Origin of the sequence: Niallia sp. 01092 (assembly GCF_052318935.1) — a bacterium.
Classification (GTDB): domain Bacteria; phylum Bacillota; class Bacilli; order Bacillales; family Cytobacillaceae; genus Niallia.
This window is the reverse complement of sequence record NZ_JBQRKO010000010.1, coordinates 177,291-190,965: the sequence shown is the minus strand read 5'-3', so window position 1 is coordinate 190,965 and position 13,675 is coordinate 177,291. Positions and strand designations below refer to the sequence as shown.

Below are 13,675 nucleotides of genomic sequence, written 5' to 3'. Positions count from 1 at the left end.
ATCTGCCATTCCATGGAATGGCAGATTTTATCAACGTACTTCTTTTCATCTAAAGGGTGTATTTAAAAGCAAACTAGTAAAAAATGATTATTCTTCGTTATAACGAGATAAGCTTTGAATGGATTGAATCATTATATCAAGCTTTGCTTCAATCCGATTTAATAAGGAAAAACTTACCACGATCGGAAATCCAACTTGACTTATAAATGATATCATGTCATTCAATGTCGCCACTCTCCTTTAAAGAGGATGATAGAAATAAAATGGAGCATAATTCTATCATTCTATATGATATTAGATTTCATAGTCTGTTACATTACGTTCCAGTAATCGTATACCTTTTGCTGCGACAAGTTCGCCGTTTTCATTTGCAAAGATATTAGCTGCAATAATTGTTTGCATGGCAGATAATACTTGCTCTGTATTAATTGGTTCAACTGGTCCATCTAAAGAGATTTTCGATGTTTTCCCGTTTCCTGTTAAAAAAGTCAATTCTAATGTCTTTGCCATCCAAAAATCCTCCTTTACTATTTTATTTTTTTAGGCTGTTTTCGTATAGAATGTTGCTTTTAAACTCGCAGCCTGAATACACTTCGTCCGTTGAGCGAGCGTCGAGCCTCCTCGTCGCATACACTCCTGCGGGGTCTCGTCTTTCTCGCATTCCCACAGGAGTCTACGTGTATTCAGTCTGCTGAGTATTTCTTCTCTCATTTTTTTACGTATAAAACAACAAACTTTGAGAAAACAGCCTTATTTTATTACATCGAAGCTTGCATTTTTAACAGCAGAATAAAGAGGTAATGCTACAATGGAAGCGATCGCATCAACCACTTGCATCATTTCATCTGGGGTAGCAGTTTCTTTCACATTACGAAATGATTTGGAAACAAGATTTGCTTCACCATTTTCTTTTACACCATTCTGAAAAACTAATTTAAGCATTGATTCATTAAACATTGCTTGTGCCATGTCTTTCACCTCCTCTCACCCTTTATATAGAGCGGACGTGAAGAAAAAGACAGGATAAAAATGAAGAAACTAGCATAAGTTTTCACTCACTACTAGATATGGAAATGAGACTTTGAAATAACAGTGTTTCAATGCATTCTTTCTTTTATATGAAGGAAGATACCTACTACTATTTATGTAGAAAAATATTAATGAAAAAATAAGAGGGATTTGCTAAAGGTTTTATTAAATGAAGTTACTTAATTCCATTACCAATCTTTTGAAAAATGGGATTATTTATCTAAAAAAGAATTGAAGCTATATGGCATTATAGTTATACCATATAGCCTTCCCTTAATATTTTATGTTAATTTAACTGCTTGTATAGTTTCCGATACTGTAGATACATGCTAATTCTCCACGGTACAATCATACTAAAAGCTAAAATCCAAAACATCCCACTTAACTGGCCAACATCAATGGAGCTGCTTAAGCTTATTTTTGCAATAATCCTTATTGCTAGCAACCCAAATAAAATAAACACAAATGCACGTGATTTTTTTAAATAAATATCTTTATCTTTAATTTCAAAATTCGATGTTTTGATTAATAGAAGAGAAAATAACATTCCTATTATCATTGCTTCTATGACTTCTTTCCCTGAAACTGTAAAATAAGGAAATAAGAACATCAAAGCCCCGGTACTCATAAAAATAGGGGGTAATATTATTTTTTTTGCTGATACCGGTTTTTTGGCTGCTTTCATACGAATGAACATAAAAAATAATCCCATAAAAACAGCAATCACTGACGAAAGAATAGCTGATGACATATTTAATCCCCTTTTTCTTGTACACTTTCTATTTCTTTTTAACTTGATGATCAGGTTAATCAACGAATCACTAATGAATGATAAGTATACCATTTTTTATTATATAAAAAAATAAAAAGAATATGATTTAGTTCAATCATACCCTTAAATGTTGATTACCTTAACACCCTGTTTATTGCATCAATTACTCTATTTTCATCGAATGGTTTAACAATAAAATCTTTTGCTCCCGCCTCGATTGCTTCAACGACCATTTTTTGCTGTCCCATCGCAGAACACATGATTACCTTTGCATCGGAAAACTCTTTTCGTATTTCCTTTACTGCTTCCAACCCACTCATCTCAGGCATTGTAATATCCATTGTGACTATATCAGGATCCAACTCACGATACAAACGGATTGCTTCTTTCCCATTCTCTCCTTCACCAACTACTTCATAATTAGCTTTTGTTAAAATATTAGAGAGAGTCATTCTCATAAATTTTGCATCATCCACAATTAATATTCTTGCCATCGTTATTTCCCCCTCAACATACCACGGAAGTTCAAACTAATTCCTTTTTACTATTTTACTATATAAATAGTGCATTATTAACTATTTTGGAATGTTATTTCAGTTCTATTATTTATTCTATTATTCTTTTATGTGAAATACAACCTATTATTTACAGTTTAATCAAAAATTAAAAGCCCGTAAACCCTCGAAAAAGCGGGTTCAAAATCGATGTAATTCGCTTCATTCCATTAAAGAATAAAATAACTCCTACCACTATCATCAATACTCCTCCTAGTTTCATAAAAAAGAGACTATGTTGTTGAACTGATTTTATACTTCCGATAAAAAAGGAAAGCAATAAAAACGGAATGGAAAAACCGACAATATAAGCTCCCATATAGTATAAACTAGCACTAGGATTCATCCCTGCTAGAGACAATACTGCTCCTAAGATAGGACCGGTACATGGAGTCCAACCGGCTGCAAAACTCATCCCAATAAAGATAGAGCCAATTAATCCAGTAGGACGATTTTTAAATATATAGCGATGTTCTTTCATTAAAAAGGATGGGTGAAAAATCCCCATAATTAATAAACCAAATAATACAATAATTATGCTGCCTATTCTTCTAATTAGCTCTCGATATTCGTAAAATAATTGGCCAATAATCGAAGAACTGTATCCAAGGGCGATAAAAATAATAGAGAATCCAAATAAAAAAAATATTGTATGCAGTAAACTATTTCTTTGCAGCAAGATCTTTTCGTGCTTAAGCTCTCCAATTGACATTCCAGTAATATATGATAAAAAAGCAGGATAAAGAGGCAGGCAGCATGGTGAAATAAAACTTAAAAAACCTGCTCCCACTGCTAAAAACACATTTATATCCGTCATGATATCCCCCTTGCACCATCTTTCTTACTACTCAATATATGATATTTACATATAATTATGTAGACAACATATTTTTTGCATTTAATTCCAAATGTAGTTATAATAAATTACATCGTAATCGCACACTTACAAAGTAATGCTGTATAAATACAAAAAATACGTAATAAATATTCAAAAAATTAAATAGAAGTGTATTGAAATGATCACAAGTAATATAGGTCAAATTAATTGTTAGACTATTTAACTAACTACACTTTTTACACAACTTTTAAACTATACTCTTTATGTAGAAGTCTTAGTATACTTTATTTAATAACAAAAAACTATTAATAAACATCTGCTCACGCTGGAAAGGATAACAACCATGTCAAAACAGCAATTACTTTACCTAATTGAACAAAAGAGGGTCGAACTAGTAGAGATTGCGATGAAACATGGTTTTTCATCCTATAATGCTATTACTTGTAGCCAAGAGCTTGATCGACTTTTAAACAAATATCATGAAAAAATAAAAAAAGCGGAAGGGCGTTGGAGCTAGACACTCGTCAGACTTCAGAAAAACTTATCTTTCTTATCCAACGAAATAAACTTGTTTAATTTTCCACAAAAAAATCAATCACCTTCAAAATCATAACAATAGAACGACTGCTTCTTAAAATTCAAAAAAGGTTAGTAAAGCCATCTTTTTGAATTCCCCCGTTTTCACATTCTTTTTATTTTGTTAATCAAAATTTCCTATCAATAGTCTAAAAATGGTAAGACGTTTGTTGCATTTACTTTCTTTTATTCTCTTCAAATACCTAACTAATTATGAAAGAAAGCTTCCTTGCTAATTTATATAAATATTTAACGTTAATATATTGAACATTGACACAAGAAAACCACCCTTCCTTGGTTTCGTTTCCAATAGAAAAAGTGGTTTCGGATTCTTTTGATAAAAGTTAAAGTTTGTGTTCAAAAAGGTAACAAATTAGAAGCAAGAAGGTCGAGGCGGCGTAGCTTTGAGCAACTGACTTCCACAGGATGTGGTGACTTCAACGTTGCTCACAGGACATGAGCGTTTTTAGTTGAAGATCCCTTTATTTAGGATACGCGAGTAGCGGAAAAGCTAGTCAACGAAGAGATTCGTAGCTTATCATTTGATGACTTATTGAACATCCTCTTAAACGACCACCTGCTAAAGCAGGTGAATTTGGACATAAATGTCGACGACTAAAGTCGCTAACTAAGACTGAAGTCTTCTAAAAGATCCTAAGCTAAAGCCAACTAAATGAGACTAAACTCATTCTTCAATCCTAAATATATCGTTCTTTTCTTCATTGAACTGGTTGGCAATATAATTTCTTATCGTTTCTTCATCCACTGTTCCAATTGTGGCACAAAAATAGCTCCTTGCCCATAAGTGTTGACCCCAATATTTCTTTTTTAACTCTGGGAATTGATCTTGAAGAAGCCTTGATGATCTCCCTTTTAGGTACTGCATGATTTTACTTGGGGCAATGCTCGGTGGACATGATAACAACAAGTGGATGTGATCTTTTCCAACACTTCCTTGCAAGATTGTAATTCCTCTCGCTTCACATCCCTGCCTTATTAATTCCCTTACTCTTACTGCTATAGCCCCCTGTAATACCTTATTTCTATACTTTGTCACCAATATTACATGAAACTTTATATCATATACTGCATGGCTATTTTTTCGATACCCGTCCATACTTTCACCTCACATTTAGTATGGACACAGAAGTGAAAGGCTAAAAGCTTATACCGTCTAAAGACGGTGGAGTTAGACCACTCATTTGTAAATTAAAACTAAAAAAGCACCTCATTAAGAAGTGCTTATGAAAACAAAAAATGTCTATTCAATTAATGATTCATTAACTGTTTTCACTTTAAAGTAATCTAAATGAACCGTATCATTTGTCCATATTCTCAATTCATCCGAACTTAGCTGCGGAAATATTAAATTGCTTAATACATAAGCTCCATCATTAACAAAAATTTCAACTGTACTTCTATCTACAAAAATGTCAAGTTTAATTTTACCGTTTAAAGGGAATACATTTTTCACAATTCTTGGTTCAATAAAATGCGGATCATCTATAATTAGTCCACTCTGAGAACGATTAAATACAAGTTCATTAGTTTCTGGATCATATGTGATATCAGTATGCGCACCATTTCCGTCTCGTACAGAAATACCAAAGAGACCATTTGTCAGGTCATCTATGTGAAAAGAAGACTCGATTGAATAAGAAGTTACTCCATCTAATATTTTTGGTTGTTGACTTGTAATAACTTGATCACCCCAGAAAGACTTATCATCAAAATTATCACGTATACCCCAAACGGGAGTTTGAAATAATTTCAATCCATCAGTGGTATTTTTTAATCTAAGTTCTCTTACAATAGTTGTATTACCAATATAGCCATCATAAGGAAGCTTTCTTGTGTATTCCCAGTTAGTCATCCACGCAATGTAATACCGAAAGTTTTTGTTTGCGAATGGGGTTTCCCAAGTTACTCCTGTGTAACAATCTGTGCCATGATCTAACCATTGAACATCAGTTCCTTCATCTTTAATAAAAGATGTACCATCAAAATCACCAATAAAGTAAGCAGAGCCACTTGTATGCCCATAATTAAAGCCATTCGCACCTGTCATTAATACCCATTTTCTATGGTTAGGATTATCGTCTACATTGATTTCAAACAAATCAGGACATTCAATGATTCCTATATCTTGTCTTACAAATGAAGAAGCATATGTCCAGTCTTTTAAATTTGTTGAGGTATAAAATCTAATCTTATCATTTTCTGCCATGAGGATTACCCATTTTTTAGTTGGCTCATGCCAAATAACTTTAGGGTCACGAAAATCTGCATTACCTGTAGGGTTATGCTGTACAAGACCGTAATAACTAAATGAATTACCTTCATCTAGGCTGTACCAAAGATGAGTTGTTTGACCAGGCATTGTAACTAACGCAACAATAGCCCCTGCTCCAAAGCCTGCTGTATTATTTGTGTCAATTACTGCAGATCCTGCCCATGGATCACCTGCTGGATTGCCATCATATTTATGCATCGCAACAGGTTGTCTTTTCCAATGCACTAGATCAGTTGAAGTAGCATGCGCCCATTCTGTCCCAATTCCATCCCAAGAGTAGTCTTCATTATAAAGATAATAAAGATGATGAACTCCGTTGATGTAGATTGGTCTTTGAATATCACCCATCCACTCTGTTTGAGGGGTCAGATGATACTGCGGGCGGTAAGAATCTTCTGCAAATACTTGTGTTAATCCTGATGAAATTAATAATCCGAAAGTTAATATACATAACAATATTTTACCTGAATTTTTATACGCTGTTTTTACTTTATCTTCTGTAAATCTCTTTTTCATTCTCTACTCTCTTTCTTATTCACTTAGTACTATTATCATTTTGTTTATCTTATTTTTAGTTTTTCAGCCATGCGACGCTACTCTCCGCCTAACCATTCGATACACACCACTAGGAAAAGGATCAGCAGCATTAATTGGTGGCATCCATAATTCATCTTCACCTATTGTTGAAGATCCCATTGTCGCAACATATAAGGATTTACTTGAAGCAAGTCTGTCGCTTTAATATTGATATGATTCACTCCTAGGTGGTTTGATTCGTTCTTCTTTTCAGATAAATAGTATCAGTATGTCCAAGATTTAAAGATTACTTGCAAGTTTCTTAGGTCTTTGACATCATATCCAACTATATCTTATAAATAAAAAATAACGAACATAAATATTCCCAAAAAAGGAAATTAGTATAAAGTATCTATTATTAAAACAAGTTTTTTATTCGCTAAATAAATCATCTTTCCTTTATTGTTTATTTCTATGAAGTTTTTTGTATTAAAAAAGGACTCCCACCTGTGTGAGAATCCTCTTAAAATTGATATTTAGTTATGTCCCCATATTGTCCTATACACCAGCAAAAGATTATTTAGGATCCTTAAAAATAATCCTATAGGTTATTTTTTTCCTACTCTCTTCAGGTTCAAATTCAAAGTCTTCTGTCCTATCTAAACCAACAAGGTTCCATTTTTTCAAAACCAGGACCTATATTAGTGTTCATTTCAAACTTCAAAATATCTGGGTAGCTATAGATATATCGTTCATTGGTTTTAGGATTTTCGACTGTTAGTAAAAGTAGAAGACCCTCTTTTGTGTCTATAAACTGATACTCTATGATTATTGTAGTCTGAGTCCAATCTATCCTTCAAAATTGCATGTTCATAGCCATCAGCATCTACACGACTGTCTACTACTTCACTTGGTTGTGGGTTGTTACGAATTATATTATCTACACGACTTTTCTGTTCCTTCATATCGCTTTCTATATCAATCATATTTTCATTCAGATCATTTCTAACTCTGTCAAATTGTGTTCCTAATTTTCTATAAGGATATTTTGCCATTAAATAACTCCTTTCCAATAAAAAAGATGCCTTATTCAGCAGCCTGTTTTGATTTATTTAATTCTGCTATTTGTGCTTCTTTAATTGCTAACTCTACACTCATGTTCGCAATTTGCTTCGATAATAAATTAATAACAACTTGTGCATCTACATTCATTATTACACTCCTATTCTTATTGCGTTTCTAAAGCTTTTACTCTTATCTCTAAATCTGCTAGAATCCTCAAAGTAGTTTTTATAAGAGAAACTGTCAATCATCAATTGAACCTCTTTTACGGTGAACCCCTTTAGAATTTTCTTAGGTAGTTTCGGCATTTCTACTTTTTTGCTATGTTCTCTTTTAGATATTCTTCCTTCTCACACCATGAAAAGAACGCTTTAATCATTTTTAACATTGACACTATACTTTGAGGTTGGAGTCCATCTTTTTGCTTTACTCTCATATATGCTTTTAAATCATGTGTAGTGATATTTTCTAATTCAGCAATTCCTCTTTTTTTAGTTAAAAATTCTTTCAACTGTTTATACTCTTGATTTTTATTCTTGATTGTCTTATCTGTGAACCCTTTTGCTCGGCAATGATACATATATTCTTCCAACACATCTTCAAATAACACAAAAACCACCTTCCCATTGGTTTAGTTTCCAACAGAATAGGCGGTTTTGAATTAGTTTGATGAAAGATTAACCAAAATCAAAGAAAATCTTTGATGAAAGTTACACTCTATCGTTAAGTAAAATGATGTTTTAGATTATAAACAAACAGTAACATATGCTGTAAAAACCTTATGTATCAAGGACTTGCTTGTCCAAGATTATTTTGTCTGTTTATTCATCGCAGACATCATTTGATTAATTTTCTTTTGGGATGGTTTCATTCCCATTTGCATCATCATCATCTTTAACATTTGCTCATTAATTGGTGGATTTTTCTTTAAATAGCTCATCATATATTTACGAGCGATAAAAAATCCAATAGCGATACCAGCAAGCAACGCCACGACAATTATCACAATCCAAAGCCAAGTAGTCATTTTTTTTCCTCCTTCTTGTTGTCTACCACTTAGTGTACTAGACCAGATAATATTATACAATATTTGTACTGTAAATTCTCTTTTTCAAACAAAATTTCTTTCTTTTATCGGCTTTAGCCATCCATATCTAGCATTTTCCATATCAATGGCTAAAAAAGACGGTTCATTTTTACGAATTATTTCGAAAAAAACAGACTCAGCATCATAATACCCTTCTGCCTCAATAATTAGACAACGACTATTGATGGATAAAGCAGCATTACTTAAATTTCCATTTTCAATATATAATGCATCGTTTTTTTGTTGAAAAAATCTTTTTGTTTGTAATTCACTAAATAGTAACTGTTGTAGTTTCAAAACTGGAATCGGAAGAGTGATAAAATCGATCTGCTTTTGAAGAATTTTTTTTAATTTTTTGTCTTTTGCGTTAGTATGTTCAAAAAATAAATTGTAAAACATTCTTTCTTTTCCATTATAATGTACTGCAATGCTTTCTTCTATTAAATACAATTCATATTTTCTCATACAAGCTCTCCACCTACCTATATTTTACGTCTTTATATTATTATAAAAAGTTACAAATACAGGTTGTGTCTCAAGGTGTAAAAAAAACAGACTAGTTTTGTCGAAAAGGTTCATTCTTTCGCGTTTTTATCATTTTTTCTTCGCTCTTTTCTTATAGGTTGTTGTTATTTAACCTGCAGCCTGAATACACTTCGCTTTCCGCGGACGAGTGCCGAGCCTCCTCGTCGCTATGCTCCTGTGGCGTCTCGTCTTTCTCGCTTTACCCGCAGGAGTCTTCGTGTATTCAGCCTGCTCAGTGCTTTAGCCATGTTTTTTATTTTATTCAAAAACAACAAACTTTTAGAAAACAGCCTTTTTCTTTAAAAAGAAGACTGATCATCAACTATTCTCGGAGCAGATTGCATTTATTTTCCAATTAAAAAAAAGAGCAAGATTATTATCCGCTCTTTTTTTATTTTTAGATTATAATCGGACATCCGTTAATAATCTTATTTTGTTAATACAGCTTTTAAACGTGCTACGACATTATCAACGGAAAAGCCATACTCTTCCATAATTTTGTTTCCTGGTGCAGATGCTCCAAATGTATCAATTCCTAATACATCGCCTTCATCTCCAGCATATTTATGCCATCCAAGCGAACTTCCCATTTCAAGCGCCAAACGTTTTTTAACAGTTTTCGGAAGCACACTGTTTTTGTACTCATCTGATTGTTGTTCAAAACGATCCCATGATGGCATACTTACAACAGACGTATGAATTCCTTCAGCTTCCAATACTTTTTGTGCTTGAACAGCTAAACCAACTTCAGATCCAGCTGCTACTAAAAGCGCATCTGGTGTTTCTTGAGCAGATGGTGAAATAACATATGCCCCTTTTGACACACCTTCATATGCATTTTCATTAGTACCTTTTATTGTTGGTAAGTTTTGTCTTGTTAATACAAGAGCCGTTGGTTTATTTGTTGACTCAACTGCTAGTTTCCATGCAGCCGCTGTTTCATTTCCATCAGCTGGACGAATAACAGACAAGTTTGGAAGTGCACGTAATGCTGCCAATTGTTCAACAGGCTCATGTGTAGGTCCATCTTCTCCTACCGCAATACTATCATGTGTAAATACGTATGTTACAGGCAATCCCATAATCGCAGCAAGACGAATAGCAGGTTTTAAGTAATCAGAGAATACGAAGAATGTACCGCCAAAGATTTTTAATCCACCATGCAATGCAACACCATTTAATGCTGCTCCCATTGCGAATTCACGAACACCAAACCAAATATTACGACCGTCAAAGTTTTCAGGAGTTAAATCTTTATCCCCTTTAATCATCGTATTATTGCTTCCTGCTAAGTCAGCAGATCCGCCAATTAGAGAAGGTAGATTTTTCGCAATTCCATTTAATGCTTCACCAGAAGAAGCACGACTAGCTAAGCTGCTTCCTTCTTCATATACTGGAATATCTTGATCCCATCCTTCTGGAAGACTATCAGAAATAGCCACTTTAAATTGTTTTGCAAGTTCAGGATACTCTGCTTCATATTTGGCAAATAACGCTTCCCATTCTTGCTCTTTTTTTGCACCAGCATCTGCAATTTTTTGTTTGAAATTTGCATATACTTCCTCTGGAACATAAAAATCTTCTTCAAATGTCCATTTATATGTTTCTTTTGTTAATTTTATTTCGTCTGCACCTAGTGGTGATCCGTGAGATGCTGACTTACCGGATTTGTTAGGAGAACCATAGCCAATAACTGTTTTTACTTCAATTAACGTTGGTCTGTTTTCATCTTGTTTCGCTTCCTCTAGTGCAGTTGTTAAAGCAGAAACATCATTTCCATCTTCAACACGAATATATTGCCATCCGTAAGATTTAAAGCGTTGCTCTACACTTTCAGAAAATGATTTATCTAAATCTCCATCTAAAGAAATATCATTTGAATCATACATCACTACAAGTCGACCAAGCTTTAAATGTCCAGCTAATGAAGCAGCTTCTGCGGAAACCCCTTCCATTAAGTCTCCGTCTCCACAAATACTGTATGTAAAATGATCTACAACATTATATGAGTCTTTGTTATAAACTGCAGCTAAGTGACGTTCTGCTAATGCCATACCTACTGCCATCGCAATTCCTTGCCCAAGTGGACCTGTCGTTGCATCGACTCCAGCAGTATGTCCAAACTCAGGGTGACCAGGCGTTTTACTGCCCCATTGACGGAATTGTTTTAAATCATCAATAGATAAATCGTAACCTGATAAATGCAACAAGCTATATAATAAAGCAGATCCATGCCCTGCAGATAAAACAAAGCGGTCACGATTAAACCATTTTGGATTTTTTGGATTATGGTTCATAATAGAAGTCCATAATGAATAAGCCATCGGTGCCGCTCCCATTGGCATACCTGGATGACCAGAATTCGCTTTTTCGATACTATCAATTGATAAAGTTCGAATCGAATTAATCGATAAATTATCAATACTTACTGTCATGTAAAACATCCTCTCATAAAAAATCATTACAATAATATATTAAATGCCAACGAGTCATAAAACAACTAATTGAATGAATAAAAATAAAATTCATAAAAATTAGATGAAAAAGAGGGCATGTAAAAGTATCCTTTTAGCATACAAAAAATCTTGTCTGTATGCAGTAGCACATACTGCGTCGATAAATATTTATCGTATTATTTAATGTAAATTCTTTTTATTTCGTTGTTCTTTTAATTTTTGTGGTGTTACATCTTCACCATTAGGATCATAAATTGTTACATTCTGTAATGTATTTAACATGCTCGAGCGAAACGTTTTTAAATATTCAGCACGTAGTTTAGTCTGTTCTTTTGCTTCTTGTTCGGTTAAACCAATTTCTTTTTTCTTTTTTGCCAGCTCGTTTATGCGTGCTAATTTATCATTTGATATCATTATATTCTCCTTTACTACATTATTTTTAATATTTGACCAAAAAATCCGGAAGAATTGCTGTGGATCTCTCCGTGACTTAGTATGTGTGATAAGTTTTTCCCATTAATCTAAAAGTTTTTTCTAGTAAGACTTCATTTTAACTATAAAAGCTAAAATGAGTTGGCTTTATCAAAATAACATTATAACATATGTATATTTATTTATCATTTTATTAAGATTTTTTGATTTTATTGTGTCAATTTTGCCCATATTGAATAAATTGAATTGAATTGTAGTAGAAAGGATGGACAATACATTGAATAATCAACAAGCAATTGAACAAATAGTTCATGGTCTTAATCTTGATTTAGCATGGGAATATGCTGCAGGCATTCAATATGCACAACATGCAAGTATGCTAAAAGGTGCTGCTTATTTTGCGGTTGCTGAAGAATTAGAAGAACATTCTAAAGATGAATTTGGTCATGCCATCGTTCTGAGCGAACTTATTCAATATCTAGGAGGAATTCCAACTACACAAGTAGCACCGATCGGCACTTCTATGGATAATGAAGAAATGCTTCGTCAAGATTTACAAGGAGAATACGACGCGATCCGCAGATATTTACAACGAATTCACCAGCTTGAAGCACTTGGAATGTATGATTCTGCCCAAAAAATCAGGGATATTGTCGTTACTGAACAAGAACACGCAATTGACCTTGAGATTGCCTTAGGTATGGAAAAAACGTTGATTCCTCCTACAAAATTGACATTTGAATAATTGATCCAAAAGAAAGCCGACAAAATCATACGTTTGCCGGCTTTCTTGTTATAATATTAATCTATTATGCAAATCGACTATTCTTTGTAATTACCTGACTGTTCACAATATTCTTGATACCTTCTATGGACAGTTGCTTTTGAAATGGAATATCCAAATCCACGCAAAGTAGAGGCAATTTCAGCAAAAGTTAAACCATTCTCTTTTAATTTTACGATTTCTTCAACTGGGCATTCTATTCGGCTTCTTCCTGCATTTACACCTAAGTTCTTAAGATTTTGTTCTGGTTTAAAGCCATTTTCTACTGCCTTTTTCATCCCTCTTTTTATTTTAATATTGTGAATTTTCCTTTGATATTCTTCCACTAAACTGACTATCTGAAGAACCATCGAATCAGCATCTGATAATACTAACTCACCTGAATGCGAAATGCTGTAAAGCTTTACGTTTTCTCTTAATATACAATGTAAAATGGCTATCTTAGCATTTCCTCTTCCCAGCCTTGTTTCATCTTGAATCAAACAAGCGGAAATATTTTTATCTTTTATATATGATAATAATTCTAATATACCATCACGTTCTAAATCATATCCACTTGCTTGTTCTTTAATGATATGTGCAATCGTAAAGTTGTTTTCATGCGCGAGCTGCAACAACTCTTCCTCCTGCCTTTTAAGAGAAGTTACTTGTTCTTTTTTATCAGTACTTACTCTACAATAAATAATTGCATTCATCTATACCACCATTGTTAATTAAAATTTATCTTACCCCGTCTGTCGAGAAACACTCG

At 33.5% G+C, this 13,675-nt stretch carries 18 protein-coding genes; 2 read left to right on the top strand and 16 right to left on the bottom strand.

What is annotated here, in order from left to right:
- Nucleotides 1-87 precede the first annotated feature (87 nt).
- From ACTXGU_RS11840 to ACTXGU_RS11815, 6 genes are all read right to left on the bottom strand, one after another.
- Complete coding sequence (locus ACTXGU_RS11840; protein WP_443481728.1) at nt 88-216, bottom strand: YvrJ family protein; 129 nt, start codon at nt 214-216, stop codon at nt 88-90.
- Between the two features lie 78 nt (nt 217-294).
- On the bottom strand, nt 295-510 hold the full coding sequence (locus ACTXGU_RS11835; protein ID WP_443481713.1) for a DUF2922 domain-containing protein: 216 nt from the start codon (nt 508-510) through the stop codon (nt 295-297).
- A 240-nt stretch (nt 511-750) separates the two neighbouring features.
- Nucleotides 751-969, bottom strand: a complete 219-nt coding sequence (locus ACTXGU_RS11830; RefSeq protein WP_443481712.1) for a DUF1659 domain-containing protein — start codon at nt 967-969, stop codon at nt 751-753.
- 346 nt (nt 970-1,315) lie between these two features.
- The gene (locus ACTXGU_RS11825) at nt 1,316-1,780 is read right to left on the bottom strand and encodes a CcdC family protein (RefSeq protein ID WP_443481711.1); all 465 of its coding nucleotides are present in this window, start codon (nt 1,778-1,780) and stop codon (nt 1,316-1,318) included.
- Nucleotides 1,781-1,935: 155 nt separating this feature from the next.
- Nucleotides 1,936-2,295 (bottom strand): response regulator, encoded by a 360-nt coding sequence (locus ACTXGU_RS11820; protein ID WP_443481710.1) that lies wholly within the window; start codon nt 2,293-2,295, stop codon nt 1,936-1,938.
- 169 nt (nt 2,296-2,464) lie between these two features.
- The gene (locus ACTXGU_RS11815) at nt 2,465-3,172 is read right to left on the bottom strand and encodes a cytochrome c biogenesis CcdA family protein (protein ID WP_443481709.1); all 708 of its coding nucleotides are present in this window, start codon (nt 3,170-3,172) and stop codon (nt 2,465-2,467) included.
- 364 nt (nt 3,173-3,536) lie between these two features.
- Here ACTXGU_RS11815 and ACTXGU_RS11810 point away from each other — a divergent pair, with 364 nt between their 5' ends.
- A complete protein-coding gene (locus ACTXGU_RS11810; protein WP_443481708.1) occupies nt 3,537-3,710 on the top strand; it encodes a Spo0E family sporulation regulatory protein-aspartic acid phosphatase in 174 nt (57 codons plus the stop codon).
- A gap of 744 nt (nt 3,711-4,454) precedes the next feature.
- On the opposite strand, the gene tnpA is transcribed toward ACTXGU_RS11810, so the two are convergent.
- The 9 genes from tnpA to ACTXGU_RS11765 form a co-directional block, all read right to left on the bottom strand.
- Nucleotides 4,455-4,886: an IS200/IS605 family transposase gene (gene tnpA / locus ACTXGU_RS11805; protein WP_443481707.1), complete on the bottom strand. Its 432-nt coding sequence runs from the start codon at nt 4,884-4,886 to the stop codon at nt 4,455-4,457.
- A 144-nt stretch (nt 4,887-5,030) separates the two neighbouring features.
- Nucleotides 5,031-6,578 carry a glycoside hydrolase family 32 protein gene (locus tag ACTXGU_RS11800; protein WP_443481706.1) on the bottom strand — a complete coding sequence of 516 codons (1,548 nt, stop codon included), beginning with the start codon at nt 6,576-6,578 and terminating at the stop codon, nt 5,031-5,033.
- 761 nt (nt 6,579-7,339) lie between these two features.
- Nucleotides 7,340-7,633: a hypothetical protein gene (locus tag ACTXGU_RS11795; RefSeq protein ID WP_443481705.1), complete on the bottom strand. Its 294-nt coding sequence runs from the start codon at nt 7,631-7,633 to the stop codon at nt 7,340-7,342.
- A gap of 31 nt (nt 7,634-7,664) precedes the next feature.
- Nucleotides 7,665-7,790, bottom strand: a complete 126-nt coding sequence (locus tag ACTXGU_RS11790; protein ID WP_443481704.1) for a hypothetical protein — start codon at nt 7,788-7,790, stop codon at nt 7,665-7,667.
- A gap of 160 nt (nt 7,791-7,950) precedes the next feature.
- Nucleotides 7,951-8,250 carry a phage integrase SAM-like domain-containing protein gene (locus tag ACTXGU_RS11785; protein WP_443481703.1) on the bottom strand — a complete coding sequence of 100 codons (300 nt, stop codon included), beginning with the start codon at nt 8,248-8,250 and terminating at the stop codon, nt 7,951-7,953.
- Nucleotides 8,251-8,448: 198 nt separating this feature from the next.
- Nucleotides 8,449-8,667 (bottom strand): YneF family protein, encoded by a 219-nt coding sequence (locus ACTXGU_RS11780; RefSeq protein WP_443481702.1) that lies wholly within the window; start codon nt 8,665-8,667, stop codon nt 8,449-8,451.
- A gap of 84 nt (nt 8,668-8,751) precedes the next feature.
- Entirely contained in the window at nt 8,752-9,192 is a 441-nt protein-coding gene (sirA, locus tag ACTXGU_RS11775) for a sporulation inhibitor of replication protein SirA (protein ID WP_443481701.1), read from the bottom strand.
- A 488-nt stretch (nt 9,193-9,680) separates the two neighbouring features.
- The gene (tkt, locus tag ACTXGU_RS11770) at nt 9,681-11,687 is read right to left on the bottom strand and encodes a transketolase (RefSeq protein ID WP_443481700.1); all 2,007 of its coding nucleotides are present in this window, start codon (nt 11,685-11,687) and stop codon (nt 9,681-9,683) included.
- A gap of 201 nt (nt 11,688-11,888) precedes the next feature.
- The gene (locus ACTXGU_RS11765; protein WP_443481699.1) at nt 11,889-12,122 is read right to left on the bottom strand and encodes a DUF896 domain-containing protein; all 234 of its coding nucleotides are present in this window, start codon (nt 12,120-12,122) and stop codon (nt 11,889-11,891) included.
- A 295-nt stretch (nt 12,123-12,417) separates the two neighbouring features.
- Here ACTXGU_RS11765 and ACTXGU_RS11760 point away from each other — a divergent pair, with 295 nt between their 5' ends.
- Complete coding sequence (locus ACTXGU_RS11760; protein ID WP_443481698.1) at nt 12,418-12,885, top strand: ferritin-like domain-containing protein; 468 nt, start codon at nt 12,418-12,420, stop codon at nt 12,883-12,885.
- A gap of 77 nt (nt 12,886-12,962) precedes the next feature.
- On the opposite strand, the gene ACTXGU_RS11755 is transcribed toward ACTXGU_RS11760, so the two are convergent.
- A complete protein-coding gene (locus ACTXGU_RS11755) occupies nt 12,963-13,619 on the bottom strand; it encodes a YneB family resolvase-like protein (RefSeq protein WP_443481697.1) in 657 nt (218 codons plus the stop codon).
- Nucleotides 13,620-13,675: the final 56 nt, after the last annotated feature.

Coding starts and splice junctions, on each gene's coding strand:
- sirA (WP_443481701.1), bottom strand. CDS start 9,192: ATGAGAAAATATGAATTGTATTTAATAGAAGAAAGCATTGCAGTACAT.
- ACTXGU_RS11755 (WP_443481697.1), bottom strand. CDS start 13,619: ATGAATGCAATTATTTATTGTAGAGTAAGTACTGATAAAAAAGAACAA.
- ACTXGU_RS11800 (WP_443481706.1), bottom strand. CDS start 6,578: ATGAAAAAGAGATTTACAGAAGATAAAGTAAAAACAGCGTATAAAAAT.
- ACTXGU_RS11835 (WP_443481713.1), bottom strand. CDS start 510: ATGGCAAAGACATTAGAATTGACTTTTTTAACAGGAAACGGGAAAACA.
- ACTXGU_RS11820 (WP_443481710.1), bottom strand. CDS start 2,295: ATGGCAAGAATATTAATTGTGGATGATGCAAAATTTATGAGAATGACT.
- ACTXGU_RS11840 (WP_443481728.1), bottom strand. CDS start 216: ATGATATCATTTATAAGTCAAGTTGGATTTCCGATCGTGGTAAGTTTT.
- ACTXGU_RS11795 (WP_443481705.1), bottom strand. CDS start 7,633: ATGGCAAAATATCCTTATAGAAAATTAGGAACACAATTTGACAGAGTT.
- tkt (WP_443481700.1), bottom strand. CDS start 11,687: ATGACAGTAAGTATTGATAATTTATCGATTAATTCGATTCGAACTTTA.
- ACTXGU_RS11790 (WP_443481704.1), bottom strand. CDS start 7,790: ATGAATGTAGATGCACAAGTTGTTATTAATTTATTATCGAAGCAAATT.
- ACTXGU_RS11765 (WP_443481699.1), bottom strand. CDS start 12,122: ATGATATCAAATGATAAATTAGCACGCATAAACGAGCTGGCAAAAAAG.
- ACTXGU_RS11830 (WP_443481712.1), bottom strand. CDS start 969: ATGGCACAAGCAATGTTTAATGAATCAATGCTTAAATTAGTTTTTCAG.
- tnpA (WP_443481707.1), bottom strand. CDS start 4,886: ATGGACGGGTATCGAAAAAATAGCCATGCAGTATATGATATAAAGTTT.
- ACTXGU_RS11815 (WP_443481709.1), bottom strand. CDS start 3,172: ATGACGGATATAAATGTGTTTTTAGCAGTGGGAGCAGGTTTTTTAAGT.
- ACTXGU_RS11780 (WP_443481702.1), bottom strand. CDS start 8,667: ATGACTACTTGGCTTTGGATTGTGATAATTGTCGTGGCGTTGCTTGCT.
- ACTXGU_RS11810 (WP_443481708.1), top strand. CDS start 3,537: ATGTCAAAACAGCAATTACTTTACCTAATTGAACAAAAGAGGGTCGAA.
- ACTXGU_RS11825 (WP_443481711.1), bottom strand. CDS start 1,780: ATGTCATCAGCTATTCTTTCGTCAGTGATTGCTGTTTTTATGGGATTA.